At 59.1% G+C, this 13,701-nt stretch carries 14 protein-coding genes; 1 reads left to right on the top strand and 13 read right to left on the bottom strand.

The window, feature by feature from the left end:
• The first annotated feature begins 125 nt into the window (after window positions 1–125).
• Complete coding sequence (locus tag APH36_RS21030; protein ID WP_023660710.1) at window positions 126–800, top strand: DUF6710 family protein; 675 nt, start codon at window positions 126–128, stop codon at window positions 798–800.
• Here APH36_RS21030 and APH36_RS21025 read toward each other — a convergent pair.
• From APH36_RS21025 to APH36_RS20960, 13 genes are all read right to left on the bottom strand, one after another.
• Complete coding sequence (locus APH36_RS21025; protein ID WP_023660709.1) at window positions 790–2,757, bottom strand: DEAD/DEAH box helicase; 1,968 nt, start codon at window positions 2,755–2,757, stop codon at window positions 790–792. The genes APH36_RS21030 and APH36_RS21025 overlap by 11 nt on opposite strands.
• Window positions 2,754–3,056: a hypothetical protein gene (locus APH36_RS21020; RefSeq protein WP_023660708.1), complete on the bottom strand. Its 303-nt coding sequence runs from the start codon at window positions 3,054–3,056 to the stop codon at window positions 2,754–2,756. Before APH36_RS21020 ends, APH36_RS21025 begins: the two co-directional genes overlap by 4 nt.
• Before the next feature lie 137 nt (window positions 3,057–3,193).
• The gene (locus APH36_RS21015; RefSeq protein WP_023660707.1) at window positions 3,194–5,104 is read right to left on the bottom strand and encodes a DNA topoisomerase; all 1,911 of its coding nucleotides are present in this window, start codon (window positions 5,102–5,104) and stop codon (window positions 3,194–3,196) included.
• Between the two features lie 120 nt (window positions 5,105–5,224).
• Window positions 5,225–5,422, bottom strand: a complete 198-nt coding sequence (locus tag APH36_RS21010) for a CrpP family ICE-associated protein (protein WP_023660706.1) — start codon at window positions 5,420–5,422, stop codon at window positions 5,225–5,227.
• A gap of 417 nt (window positions 5,423–5,839) precedes the next feature.
• Window positions 5,840–6,226, bottom strand: a complete 387-nt coding sequence (locus APH36_RS21000) for a hypothetical protein (protein WP_023660704.1) — start codon at window positions 6,224–6,226, stop codon at window positions 5,840–5,842.
• A gap of 198 nt (window positions 6,227–6,424) precedes the next feature.
• Window positions 6,425–6,931: a single-stranded DNA-binding protein gene (locus tag APH36_RS20995; protein WP_023660703.1), complete on the bottom strand. Its 507-nt coding sequence runs from the start codon at window positions 6,929–6,931 to the stop codon at window positions 6,425–6,427.
• Between the two features lie 14 nt (window positions 6,932–6,945).
• Entirely contained in the window at window positions 6,946–7,491 is a 546-nt protein-coding gene (locus tag APH36_RS20990; protein WP_023660702.1) for a DUF3158 family protein, read from the bottom strand.
• Entirely contained in the window at window positions 7,488–8,213 is a 726-nt protein-coding gene (locus APH36_RS20985; protein ID WP_023660701.1) for a PFL_4669 family integrating conjugative element protein, read from the bottom strand. Before APH36_RS20985 ends, APH36_RS20990 begins: the two co-directional genes overlap by 4 nt.
• A 692-nt stretch (window positions 8,214–8,905) precedes the next feature.
• On the bottom strand, window positions 8,906–9,628 hold the full coding sequence (locus APH36_RS20980) for an A24 family peptidase (protein ID WP_055985449.1): 723 nt from the start codon (window positions 9,626–9,628) through the stop codon (window positions 8,906–8,908).
• Window positions 9,621–10,922 carry an STY4528 family pathogenicity island replication protein gene (locus tag APH36_RS20975; protein WP_023660700.1) on the bottom strand — a complete coding sequence of 434 codons (1,302 nt, stop codon included), beginning with the start codon at window positions 10,920–10,922 and terminating at the stop codon, window positions 9,621–9,623. Before APH36_RS20975 ends, APH36_RS20980 begins: the two co-directional genes overlap by 8 nt.
• A complete protein-coding gene (locus APH36_RS20970; protein WP_023660699.1) occupies window positions 10,919–11,614 on the bottom strand; it encodes a DUF2857 domain-containing protein in 696 nt (231 codons plus the stop codon). Before APH36_RS20970 ends, APH36_RS20975 begins: the two co-directional genes overlap by 4 nt.
• Window positions 11,615–11,646: 32 nt before the next feature.
• A complete protein-coding gene (locus APH36_RS20965) occupies window positions 11,647–13,353 on the bottom strand; it encodes a ParB family protein (protein ID WP_023660698.1) in 1,707 nt (568 codons plus the stop codon).
• 1 nt (window position 13,354) lies between these two features.
• A complete protein-coding gene (locus tag APH36_RS20960) occupies window positions 13,355–13,699 on the bottom strand; it encodes an Arc family DNA-binding protein (protein WP_023660697.1) in 345 nt (114 codons plus the stop codon).
• Window positions 13,700–13,701 lie beyond the last annotated feature (2 nt).

Raw genomic sequence — 13,701 nt, 5'->3', positions numbered from 1 at the left:
CAGCAGGAAATCAATATCACACAGAGTTAGAATTTCCGGCGCGCTTGATGGAACGCAAGTGAGTAGCCGCTTGGGGCGCCGAGGTTGGCCTGACCTCGGACTGGAAAAGATCAACGGAGGTGATAATGCTCGACAGTCGAATTGCCGCTTTCGAACACCTGATGGACTGGGCGAACACTCTCAGCGCTGAACACAATCGGCGCGGCCTGGAAGACCTCATAAAAATTGTGCTCAGGCCCGTTCAGGCCATCCACTTACGGGACGCACTGCTTCGACCTCGGCATGCGGGCCCTCAGTCGCTGCACTGGATGAGCTCACTTGGTGGGCTGTGGGATGGGCACGCCGAGAACGGCACTTGGGCTGCATTTCTGCTGAAGAATTGCCGTCGGCCAGTGGATCAGAGCTCAAGTATCCGGTTGGCCAGTGACATGGTAATCCCTACTCTGTGGTCGGAAAGCAGCATACTCAATAGCCTCGGCATGATCGGGGAGGGACGTGAGCTCGGCGCGTTCGTGCAGGATCCAAACCATAGCGTGACCCTGATGCAGCCGTTGAACATAGCTTGGGTCAACGGTGGTAACCATTCGATCGCCCAAGGCATTCTGGGCGGGGAAGGGGTGCTCGTACCCGATGATGTTTATGACGTTACCGAGATCATCAGGGGAGTGCGTTTTGATGGCGAATGCTGGGTCTGTCGGAAGACCGGCGACAAATATGGTTCACCAATCTACGTTGAGTTTGGATGGGCCTGGGAGATCGCACGCTTGCTGGTCGATCTCCCACGCGGATCTACTGGCTGATGGTCGCGGCGAGCATAGCCTTGGCCAAGGCGTCCTGCTGCTCTTCCGGCTCGATAAGCTCCAAGCTGACTTGGCGCTTCGCTAAGAGCATCTGCCAGAGCTGCTGATCGATGCTGTTCTCCACGAGGGGGATCTTCACGATCACCGTCCTGAGCTGACCATTCCGGTACGCCCGGTCCTCGGCCTGATCCTGTTGTCCGGGTGTCCAGGGCAGGCCCAGGAAGAAGACATAGTTGGCGGCCGTGAGGTTGTTGCCGGTACCGGCGGCTTGTGTGGTGCAGATGAAAGCCCGGCAGTCGGGGTCGCCCTGGAACTTGTCGATCGCCCTCTGGCGCTTGGTGAGTGAGTCACTGCCGACCAGGGTGACGTTCCCGATACCGGCTGCATCGCACAGCTCCTTGAGGCGCGCGACGGTGGGTTTGAACTCGCAGAACAGGATGACCTTGTCTTCGGGGTCCAGCTCGCCCAGCAGGTCCATAGCGACTCTGACCTTCACCTGTTCCAGGTAATGGCGAAGCGCGCCGAGCCTGGCAAAGATGGGCCTGTCCTCGAGGCGAATGCTGTCGTACTTCTTCCGCTCCTCCACCCCCATCGCCACGGGCAGCAACTGGCGGTGCTTACCCTTGAGCCCGGGCAGAACGTCTTTGCGCCGGCGAAGCATCCAGTCGCCCAGTTCTGCCCGGAGGTTTTGCCGGAACTCTGGGCTGCCGGCGAAGCGTTCGCAGAAATCGCTGAGGGGCAACTGGCCGACCGGGTGCCCCGATAGACGTAGCAGGGTGTGCAGCTCCGTCTCACGATTGAGGACAGGCGTGCCTGTCAGCAGATAGCGATTCGGCACCTTGGCTGCGATATCGAAGCCATGGCGTGTACGCTCGGCAGTGGGCTCCTTCAGCTGGTGCGCCTCGTCGACCACTAGAACGTGGTAATGCTCAGCCAGCAGCACGTAATCGCCGAGACGCTCGTAGTTGATCAGCATCCATTGGACCAGCGGGTCGTGCTTCTGCACAGCGACTGTCGCGTCGGGGTAGACCGCCAAGATTTCGCGCTGCCAGTTGATCAGCAACGAGGAAAGGGTCACCACCAGGATCGGGCGACCGGCTGCACTGATATGCGCCGCGATGATGGCCTGGCGCGTCTTGCCGAGGCCCATATCATCAGCCAGCAGTGCGCTGGTGCGCTGGAGCAGGTGAGCGATGCCAGCAGGCTGGTGATCGAGCAGGGAATAGCCGACCAGGGCCTGGGCGATCATGGCATCTGAGAATTTGGTGCGTTCGATCGGCGAGACGGCAGCGAGGTAGATGTCGTTGGAGCTCTCCTCACCGCTGGCGGCTGTCGAGGGTTCCTGAGGAGCACCGCCCAGGCTGATGCGCGGAATGTCTGCTGCTGGAGTAACAGAGCCATCGCCCAGGAGCTCCTGTACAACGTCCAGGATCTCGAACTGATCCTCTACAAGACCGAGCTCCAGAACCAGGTTGCTGCGCAGGATCTCGGCGGTGGCGTTGACTCGCCACGAGCTGGATTTGCCCAGGAACACTCCCCGCATCCGGCGGGCCACTGCAACGACTCCAGGATGATAATCTCCGGACAGCAGCACACCGCCGTCGGCTAGCGGAGCAATTCGCAGCAGCATTCCGGAGATGAAAGCGTCTCGGCGTGGGTTGGCCAGTGCGCTCTCGATCTTCTGGCGGAATGCCTGCCATGATTCAGTGACCTTGCCACCGGCCAGCTCGATCAGCTGGTGGTACACCAGGTCCAGCTCGTCGATGAACTTGGCCTTGGGCACGCGCCAATAACGGCAGAGCGGGTGATCGCCGCGGCGAATGAAGAACCCGCTACGTGCGAACATGACCTTGTTTGCGCCCTCAATGTAGGGCATGAGGATGCCCATGTCGTAGCCGTCGAACACGGCGGCTTCGAGCAACACTGGCTGGCTGTTGAGGAGGCGTGGTCGTTTCAATTGGCGTCCGCGCTCTTGGGCTTCATCGGCACCGTTTGGTCGAGGTGGTAGGCCGCGACCCAACGGGTTAAGAGCACTGAGCCGTGGAGTGATCCTCCCTGGCCACTGATTACATACGCAGCTGGTTCTGCGCCCTTCGGCACACGTCTGCGTTCCTGCTTCCAGTACCCGGCGGTCTTGATGTCGTCAGGTTGTAGCGGCCAGCATGACTCACCTGGCCGGGACTCATAATGGGGGATCTTCGGATTGTTCGCCTGCTCGGCCTTCAGCCGATCAATGACTTTCTTGGAACGAGCCACAAGCACCTCCGGGAGGATGAGTAGTCAACACGTCATCATTCAAGGTGCGCCTGCCCGCACCCGTAAGAGCGAGCAGATTGGCAGCTGGGGGAGAGCGGCTACAGGAGAAATGGATTACCGCCCCCGAAGCATTTCGGCTACATGCCCCTGGGCTTGGACATATCCGGCTTGCCGCTCACCGAGGGGTAGCTCACACGGCAGTTGTTCACCTTGTACCCGGTGCATCCCCAGAAGTCGTAACCCCCATCACCGCGCTTCTGGCGGCGCGCCAGTGGCATCCCGCACTTGCCGCAGGAATGGCCGCCCTGGGTGCCTGATGAAGCTTCAGGCGAACGCGCCTTCATCGCCACTGTGGGCGCCTGGCGGAGGGCTGCGAGCTCCGACTGGAGATGCTGAAAGAACTTGGCGACCACCGACCCGTACTGCTCCTCCCCGCGTGCGATTCGGTCCAGGTCCTTCTCCAGCGTGCTGGTGAACGCCAGTTCGACGAAGCTGAAGCGGCCCTCCAACTGGTCGATGGTGCTCACCCCCAACGGGCCTGGGACCAATTTGCGCTTCTCCTCAACGACCAGGCCTTTTCCGGTGATGTTCTTGATGATCGATGCAAACGTGCTGGGGCGTCCTATCCCAAGTCGCTCTAGCTCCTTGATCAGGCTTGCCTTGGTGAAGCGTGCCGGCGCCTTCGTCTTCTGGTTGAGCACCTCACCCTGAAGCACGCTGAGGATCTGTTTGGGTTCGAGCACCGGCACCGGATTCTTGGGGATGTCGGTCGACTCTTCATCCGTCTCGTCCTTCTGCAAAAGCTTCATCCAGCCGAGATAGGCGACAGTGCTGCCAGTCGCGGCGAAGCGCAGAGGCCTCTGATCCGGCCCCCTGGCCAGCAGTTTGGCTATGCGCACGTCGTAGATGGCGTCTGCGAGCTGGCTGGCCAGCGCCCTGATCCGGATGAGCTTGTACAGCGCTTGCTCTTCAGCAGACTCGCCTGCGACTTCATCCTCCCACGCGGTTGGCGCAATTGCGGGGTGACCTTCCTGGGCGCTATCCGCAGCCTTGAACGTCCGGCGCTCGTCAACAACGTCGAGGCCTTGCCTGCGAGCCACTGCCTGGATATCTGGCATGGCTTCATCGGCCAAGTTGGGGTTATCCGTCCGGTGATAGGTGATCACGCCCTGCTCGTACAGGCGCTGCGCGACCTGCATGGTTTTGTCCGGGTCCCATTTCAGCGCTACGCTGGCCGCCTGCTGCAGGGTGGATGAAATGAACGGTGGGGGTGGCGGGCGCCGCTTCTTGCCGTCTTCACATGACTCGACAATTACCGCGCGCGTTGCGGCAACCCTTGCCGCGAGTGTGCCGTCCTGAATATAGGGGTTTTCTTTGCTCGCGAAGTCGGGGATCGGTTGCCATACGGCAGTCCAGTCCATACCGGTGGTTTCGTCCTTGAAGGTCAGCTCTACCCCGAAGTGGTGGACCACCTTGAAGTTCCTGATTTCACGCTCGCGCAACACCACCAGGTAGAGGGCAGGTGACTGAACTCGACCAGCGGAGGTAGGTTGGCCCAGGACTCTGCGAAGCTCCTGCGTGACCAGGTAGCCCACCAGGCGGTCCAGCACTCGCCGGCACTCTTGTGAGGCAACGAGTTGCCCATCGATTCTCCGTGCATTGGCCAGGCCCTCCCGTACTCTGGCTTGGGTGATCTCATTGAACGTGACTCGCTTGTACTCGCGGATCCCCAGCGCCTGCTGTATGTGCCAGGCGATACTTTCTCCCTCCCGGTCCGGGTCGGTGGCGATGTACACCTCCGTGGCGTCCTTGAGCGCTTTGCGAATGGTGCTGACGTTGCGGGCACTCTTGGGCAGGATCTCGTAGACCGGGCGAAGGGTTTTCAAGACGCCGGTTGTGATCATCGTGTCGTCCTGACCCGATTGGGGGAGATCACGGATATGGCCACCAGATGCCACCACCACCCAGTGCTCGCCAGGGCGGATCTTTTTCATCATGGGCCCAAGCTTCTTCAGCTTGCCCGGTGCCTCGATGATCATGAGTTTCATAGGGTGCCCCTGCACAGATAAATCAGGGAGCACTCTTGCCGCCGACCGGGGACGGCACAACGTGAAATGGTCAACTGGAAGAGAGGGAATTCGGTACGGCTCAGGCCCACGGAGGAAGGGTCAAAAATTGAGGGTGAGCTGCTGGGCGCGCTTGTACCCTTTCAGCCAGGAGGCCAGCATGGCAGGGTGCTTGTAGGGGCAGGCATATATGGGCAGCCCTTTCTCGGCGGCTTCAACCCCTGCAGCCTCCACCGCAGGATGGGGGTTATTGAACTGGCGCCTGTCCGCTTTTCGCTCCTGGGCATCTTCGTTCTGCATCGATTGTTCCTCATCAACGCCCTGTTCACGCCGGGCGAGTCACGCCTCAAACGACCTGGCCACCAGCAACTCCCCGACAAGGGCGTTTTTTACGACCCTGTGCCTCACTTCGATACAAGTTAGCAGCCGTAGAGCGGAGATGCCTTCAGGAAATGGTAATTTGCCAGCGCTGTCATTTCAAATGTGCCCCTGACCTGGGCAAGCGCTGCTTGCAGCGCCCCTTGGGCTACGAGTTCGCGTCCTCGTCGTAGGAGCTTCACGAGCTGCGGCCGCAACAGAAGGTCCTTGTCGCCAGAAATGCGAGGCACCAGACGGCAGGTCCAGAGGACGGGGCTGCGACGATCCGTCCTTGTCTCCGGAAACTTCACGAGTGGCGCGCCTGAAAATAGCTGTCACGCCAATGCCCGTGTACCACAGCTAGTGGGGAATCATGCTTGAGCGGTAGAGTGCCGACCATGCCAGCAGCGTCGCGCTGGGGTCATCCAGTGCGGCACGAACCATCACCTCAGCGTGTTGACCTGTGATGTCGCAAACTGCCTGCCCAAGTCGAAGGAGCTCAGCTTTCACTCCTGCATTCCAGGCCTTGGTCGCAAACTCATACTCCTCGCCCTGCCCATACTCAAAGGTGGCATTGAACCGGAGGCGAAGCATTTCGATGGCCTCCACTTCGGCCTCCGGCAGCATGATGGATTCGCCGTCGCAAAAGATCTGGCGGACGCCATTGAGAGCTCGAACCGCATCCATGTAGCGCGAGGCGTCTACAGTCGCTTTGACGGATGGATATTCCGGGTAGTCGTGGTGCATGGGGCGATACCTCGAAGCGGAATGAGGTGGCGACGATCCGTCCTTGCCCCCAGTGACTTCACGAGAGGCGCCTGAAAAATCGCCTGCCAGGCTGTGGCTAGAATGCCGTGGAGATGCCCCATCGAAGGGAGGGGAAACTCGAAGTGACGTCCTTGTCACCAGGAGCTTCGCGATGTGGCGCGCCAAATTAAGGGGGGGCTACAGGGGAATGTCGTCGTCAAAGCTGTCGCTGTAGTGGCGCATGTCTTCGGGGGTCGGCTGAGGAACGTTTTGAGCCTGGCCGCCGACGGCTTGACCGCGTGGCTGACCCTGCGGTTGATTGGTCGGACGCTGACCGCCGCCAGACAGAGATACGTGTTCGACTCGGTGTGGAAGAATCGAGATCCGGCTGGCCTCGACCTTGAGTGCAGACACCTCCTCGCCGCTCTGTTTATCCGTCCAGCTATCCATGATCGCGCGACCAATCACCACCACGCGCATGCCCTTCTGAAACAGAGCCGCAAACCGCTCGGCATCCTGATGCCACCATTCGACGTTGGCCCAGAAGCCACCCCGATCCTTGTAGCCACCCTGGCCGTCAGGGATCGAGTTGTCGAACATCACATTGAGTCGCAGCATGTGCCGCGGATCTTTGTTGCCGTTGGCAAACGACCGGTGCTCAGCGGCGTTACCAACGTTGCCTTCCCAAACTACTGGTGTACCCATGGTGTATCTCCCGTTCAGTGTTGAGGTGGGTTCATGACCTGCTGCAGTCGAGCCTGATATTCGGCTTCGGCCTGCCCCATCTTTTCTGCGCATTCGGCGGCCTGTTTGCCGATGGAGTGGATGAGGCTGATCTGCATGTTCAGGGTGATTCGGTGTTGCTCCAGGGCAAACAGGTCCTGCAGCAAGTGGATTGGTGTTTTGGGGGCGTGAACCATCTGAGCCCATACGCCGACACCCATGCGCCGCTCTTGCACGCTTTGCCAGCGAAGAAAGGTTGTGCCAGCTGCTGTGTTTTGCTCGATGAGCCTGACGGGCAGCAGAGCGAATGGATGTTGGCGAACCTGGGCCAGTACTTCCTGGGTAAGGGTGCGCAGCCCCGCCTCCAGCGATGCGCACTGCTCCGCCAACTGGACCAGCTCCCCCTTACCTTTAAAGGGCTTTAAAAGGCCTTTTAGTGAGGCACTCTGTTGCAGCCCCTGATAGGCACCCTGTTGCAGCGGTTTGAAGGCACTCTGTTGCAGTGCCTCCATTGGTCGGGTGTCCGATCGCATGAGCGTCATGCCTCGCCTTCGAATTCGTCATCCACATCCTCGACCGGGCCTGCGGAGCCACGGCGGATGGGCGGGGCGAAGTTCGAGCGGCGGGTGCCTTCCAGGATGTCCTGGGGGATATCGCCGTAGCGCTTGTACATTTCGCGCGCGTTTTCAGCCCGGGCATTGTTGGCGGCGAAGTCGTCACGCGATGCGCCGGAGAAGCGATGGAGCTGGGCCAGCCCAAAAAGACTGCGCAGCAGGTGAGCACCTTCATCGATCCAGATCTCGCCATCGCGGCGACCGATCATGGCGACGTGCTGAGCCAGCAGGATGCGGCGGACGACTTCGTCGTACTGAGTCAGTAGATGGACGCCCTTGAAGCCCAGCGGGTTGGAGATGAAGAGCGGCAGCTTCAGCGGCTGGATGGAGAGGTTCTCGCCGATTTCGAGTGCTTTGGGGAGTTGGGCCATCACTCCATCAAGGCGGCTGTCGATGGCCTTGAGGGCATCATCTACCTCCTGGATTTTCTCCTCGATCCTGATCATCCACCAGTCGGAGTACGGGTCGTCTTGCGCTGCGGCGCGATCGATCTGGTTGATCTTGAGGCAGAAGCCAGCCAGCCCAAGAATGCTGTGTTTGTCGTCGGTCTTCTGGCGACCCAGCCAGATTCGGGCGGCATGGTGAGTGTGGAGAGTCAGCTGGACCTGGCTCCTGAGGGAGCCGATGTTGAGCTGATAGTTGTCAGCCATGGACATGGTTTCCTTATATAAGGTGGGTGAACGATGTCCATGCTGCTGTCGGGCCGTTTGTGGCGCAGTAATAAATGAAGAACCCGGTGTGCTGGATTTGTCATTGGTTTAACGGTGCCTTGGAGATGTGGCCTGCACCACTATGAGGTGTTGCCAGTGGCAACAGCCGGTCACCGTCGCCCACGGGAGAAGACCGTGTGTTGGTTGGGCTGTGCGTAGTGTTGCCAGTGGCAACAGTGGGTAAGCCGTCGGCGCCGGTGAAGACCGCCTGGCAGTCGGCGCTGCTTGGTGTTGCCAGTGGCAACAGTCGGCCACCGTCGCCCCCCCGGTGAAGACCGTGTGTTGGTTGGACTGTGCATAGTGTTGCCAGTGGCAACAGTGGGCAAACCGTCGGCGCCGGTGAAGACCGCCTGGCAGTCGGCGCTGCTTGGTGTTGCCAGTGGCAACAGTCGGCCACCGTCGCCCCCCCGGTGAAGACCGTGTGTTGGTTGGACTGTGCATAGTGTTGCCAGTGGCAACAGCCGGTCACTGTCGACGCGGGTGAAGACCGTGTGTCTGGTTGGCTGTGCGTAGTGTTGCCAGTGGCAACAGTGGAGAAGTTGTTCGGGCCGATGAGTGGCGGGCTGTTTTCCCGCGGGAGCACCGCTCAGATGGGCGGCATCGGTGGATGGTGTTGCCAGTGGCAACACGCCCTACCATTGATGTGGCAGCAGCATGCCTGCCCAGCCAGCCATCGCCAGGAACGGACCCAAAGGAATTCTTGAGGTGCTGGACAGAGCTTTTTGCAGCTTGAGGTATCCACATGCCAGGGCTGCAAGTACTAGGGTACAACCTGCTGTCCAGGGAAGTGCCTGCCAGCCAGTCCATGCCCCAATTAGGGCCAGCATCTTGAAGTCGCCAGCGCCCAGGCTTTCTATGCCGGTAATGAATTTGACCAGGTGGAAAACTGACCAAAGGCTCAAATAGCCCATGGCACAGCCCCAAAGTGCCTCGTGCAGTGTCGTGAAAACTCCAAAGGAGTTGAGTGCGAGACCGATCCAGAGGATGGGTATTACCAGCGCATCCGGCAGCATATGGTGTTCACTGTCGATCAAGCTCAAAGCCAGAAGACACCAAGTGAACACCAGGGCAAAGAATGCCTGCATGGTTGGCCCATAATGCACCGTCACCACTAACGACAAGACAGCGCAGCCGATTTGCGCGGCCCAGGTTCCACGCACCGGAGATCCGGTCGTTTGAAGCTCGCAAGGATTATCGAGATCCAGCCCGAGTAGTTCCCGAGCATCCCGCTGCCATTGTTGCTCGAGGAAAGCAGGCAACCAGCAGGCAACCCAAGTACTGAGGCGACCGGCCAGCATGCCCAAAACGATGGAGCCAAGCCCTAGGGTGATCTCAAGCCCCATCCACTCACTCATCGGTGGACTCCTCGCGGCGACGTGGGTCAAGCAGGGCTTGGAGCGAAGTCAGGGCGGAGTTCGCTGTCTGCATCGAGGTTGCTGTCGGTGCCGGCTTTTGGGCGGGGGACTGGGCAGGGCGTGCAACCGTCCGTGCCGGTGGAGGCGTTGGCGTCGGAGTTGCGGCGGGCGCTGAAGGATTCCACTCAGCGTTGAAGTCGCCCCGGATGGCCTTGCCAGCAAGGGTCGTCAGGTATGCAAGTGGCTTGGCCACGCTCCCAGTTGTGCATCGATGTTTCCACTGGTTGATCACCGCCTCTCGGACATGCTCCGGTACAGGTCCCATAATCTCTCGTGCTTTCACACGGTCCTCTGGCTTGAGAAGATCCAGGGCAAGCAACCAATTCACACCTGCACTCTCGCGCGGTTGTACAAAGCTTTTAGATACAGACTTGTCTGTATTTGTATACGTACTGTCAGAGTTCGGATTCCGAACTGAGGGTGTACTCAGCGGTTTTAGGCTGAGTTCGGATTCCGAACTGAGGGGAAGATCTCCCTGTTTCGCTGAGTTCTCACTGAGTTCGGATTCCGAACTCAGTCCTTCCGGGGCTAAATCTTGCTGAGTTCGGATTCCGAACTCAGGTGCGGGCAGCGCGTTATGCTTGGTCTCTACAGCCCAAGTCTGGGCATTCAGCCGATCGCTAATCGTGTCAATGCGCGAGGGAAGGCGTCGGCCCACGTCGGGATCGCTGGTGAATTCGCGCCAGGTGATCGCTGCGATGTCCTTGATCGCTTTGTTCTGATGCTCCATGGATTGCATCAGCAAGGTCATGTAGTCCTTGTCGAACTCCAGGGCCTCTGCCGGTGTTACTGGCTCGTCGTGGAGCAGATAGACATTCCCCTGAACCTGTCCGTTGATCTCATTGCGGACGGTCCTACCCAAGCTCAACCAACGAGTTAGACGGAGCACGGTGAGGGCCTTTGCCACGGTTTCTCGAGAGGCATGTTTCCCTGGGTTCATGCCCAAGTATGGCCGTAGCTGGTCATAGGTGGGGAAGGCAGTGATGCCATCTTCGTTGACAAGTAATCGGAATACTTGCCAACAATTACGTTCCAAGGGGGTGAGCCGATTGTCGAGCAGGAGCTTACGCGGGACCGTTTCATGCGGATTACCGCTGAATATGATCCCGGAGTAGGGGGTAGCAGGTGCAGCAGTAGGGGCGGTGTCCTCAGCTCTCTTCTTCTGTACATGGGCCTCGAGTTGCCCCGAGGCCGAATCTAGGAGCGTGGAAATCGGGAACCGTGCGAGCTTCATTTTCTATGTTCGCCTTCTCCAAAGTGAGCGGAGGCGGGGCAGCAGTCCTCGACACGGCGTATGCCACCCTCGTCCAGCAGAGTGAGTTGTCGACGTTCAGATACTCGGGACTTTTCCTTGCTGCTGGGATACAGGCCTTGTTCGATCCACTGAGTGATACGAGACCAGATCTGCGCAAGCGTTAAGCCATCTGTGCTCAGTTCTTCTGCAACCAGCATGGCAACGTCGAGCATGGCCAGGCTGTCCTCGAGCTCCACTCGGTTTTCACCCATCAACTTGGTCCAGCGGTGCCAAATATGATGATCTTGATCCTCGGAAAGCTCGGGCCAACGTCCGCGCGGGGCTCGAACCCCAATGACGGTACGCTGAAGGGCGATCTCCTGAGGTGTGAGCCCGAAGAACTTGTTGAGCAAGCTTGTAGTGGCACCCAAGCGGATTGCCCGCTCAATAAGGCGGGTTTCCTCTTCTGAGCGAGCAGCCCCGGTCAGAAGCTTGAGGATCATCGAGCTGTTGATAGACACGTTGACCCAACTGACCGGTGTGTTGCGGAGCAGGCTGAGTACTGTTGGATGCTGGATCTGGCCCAGCACCTCGGGTTCAACCCCCATCTCCACACAGCGCTGGAGTTGGCCATTGCGCATCAGGTCAAGAAGCTGCGACAGAACTGCTTCGTTAAGTGTTGACTTGGACATTGAGACTCCCTCCCATTCATCTCATCGAGTGTTCAGATGCCCTGGGCTTCCGAGGACCGTTTGAACTCTTCGATTTCCAAGTCGATCAACCGGCGAGCCAGTCGAATGATGCGGAACAGTTTGACCAGCGCGCCGTCGCTCAAACGGCCGTCGTCTCCTGGAGACTGTTCAGTACTCAAGGGCTGGCCCAGCAGCAGTTGTCCTAACCCGGCTGCAAATTCAAACTCACCTAATGCGCTGGCAGGATCTGGTTGCTCGTTCAGCATTTTCAGAGCGATAGCCATGGCTCCGCTCAATGACTGAAGCAGCGTCACGGTATGTTGAGCTGTTGCAGTGATTTCGACATCGGTGTCGGGCTGTTTGTATTTGAAACCGATCCCGCCATCGATTGCCTGGATATCGCCTGGGCCGTTGACGGACTCGAGAATCTCAACTGCCAGCTGGGCTACCTGGTTGCGCAATTCTGCAGCTTGGTCAATCTGCCGCTCGATGTACCAAAGGTCTGTGATGGGGTGCAGTCCCCCGGCCTGTACGGGAATGGCGACCAGACAGTTCGCGTTGAAATCGGGTAGGGTTTCCCCACTGAGGGCGGCAACCTTCGCTTTGGTCTCGATCACTCGCTGGCTGAGATTCGCTGGGGACGCAATGTGCCCTGCAACTCGCTCCTGCTGCTCCTCTGGTGTGAGCAAGGCTCCCGGCGCTGGGGCTGCTGGCTGGGGTGGTGTATGCGGAGACCGCTGCGAGCGACCAGTACCTTCAGATGGTTGTTGCGATGGCGGAAGGGTAGGGCCTGCCCCAGTGCCTGGCGCAGGCGCGGGTGGAGTGGACGTCGAACTGGTGATCGGCAATTCAACCACCGGCGTCGAGCGACGAAGCTTGTCCTGCTGTTGAGTGATCTCCAGCAAGATGTCCTCATAGCCCAACAGCAGCGATTTTTTCATCGTGCCGATGAGCTCGTCCTGGAAACGCTGGAACAGGAACTCTTCTGCCTCGCCTTCGAACTGGGCAAGGACGTCCTGGAACAACATCTCGAAGTCGACGCCTTCATTGCTGTAGTGCTTGTCCCAGCAGGCCAGTGCTGACTTCCTTAACGACAGTATTTTCTCGATCTGTGGCTTGCCGAGACCATTGTAGAGGAGAGCAGGTACGGCAGGGAGCAGGTGCTGAACCGTGTCTAGCATCCTGCTGATATGAGAAGGAGAGATTGGGTATCCGTCCTTCGTCAGACGGCGAGAGAGTTCTCGAATCCCAATCACCTCCCCACTCTCGGATTCATACAGCGCTTTTGCGTTCCCCACACCCACGGCGCGCTCGATGAACTTGAGTTCACCCTTGAGATCCTCAGCTAAGTGGCCGGTGAGCATGATGATCTCACCGCGGGCTTGGTCCCAAGGGCGGAACAGCACGTGGAGGCGCTGGTACAGCGGGTCGTTGGTCTCTTGGAACAGCTCCTTCAAGATCGAGATGCGAGTATTGCCACCGTTGCGAATACGGTACTTCTCTTCCCCTGGCCGGCGAGTTACAGGCGGGGGGGTGTCGAGGCCGCGGTTGCGTATCGACTCCTTGAGTTCATCGTACCGAGGGTTACGGGTGGTACGAGGGTTGTCCTCCCAAGGGAGGACCTCGTCGATGCTCAGCACGAGTGGGGTATCAGCGATAGGGTCGCTCATGGCGGCGGTGGAGCCTGTAGGGCTGAAGCCTGGAGCCAGGAGCTTGGCTTTGAGGTCTGTAGCGGCCATATCAAGCTCCTACCGCAGCAATGTGGGACAGACCCAGTGGAGTTTGCTTGCGGACCAGGTGCAACACCTCCTGGATGTCGGCCTGTGTAGGAACGGCGTTTTGCAGCAGGCGATCGATGATCTTGTAAGCGCGAACCAGCTCTGACTTGAGATTGTCGTCTGCTGAACCGGCCTGGACCTGAGCAGTATTGTGTTGGTCATTGAGCAGCGATTGCTCAAGACGCTCAATAATCTCGCTGTTCATAGAGCGATGGTTGTCGCGGGCGACTTGAGCGACACGTTCACGCATGCCATCAGGCAGGCGAACCACAAATTTGTCAGCGGTGCGGGAATTGGTTGCGTTCATGG

It is taken from the genome of Pseudomonas sp. NBRC 111133, assembly GCF_001320605.1.
Taxonomy (GTDB): Bacteria; Pseudomonadota; Gammaproteobacteria; order Pseudomonadales; family Pseudomonadaceae; genus Aquipseudomonas; species Aquipseudomonas monteilii.
This window is presented reverse-complemented; position numbering and strand designations above follow the sequence as displayed.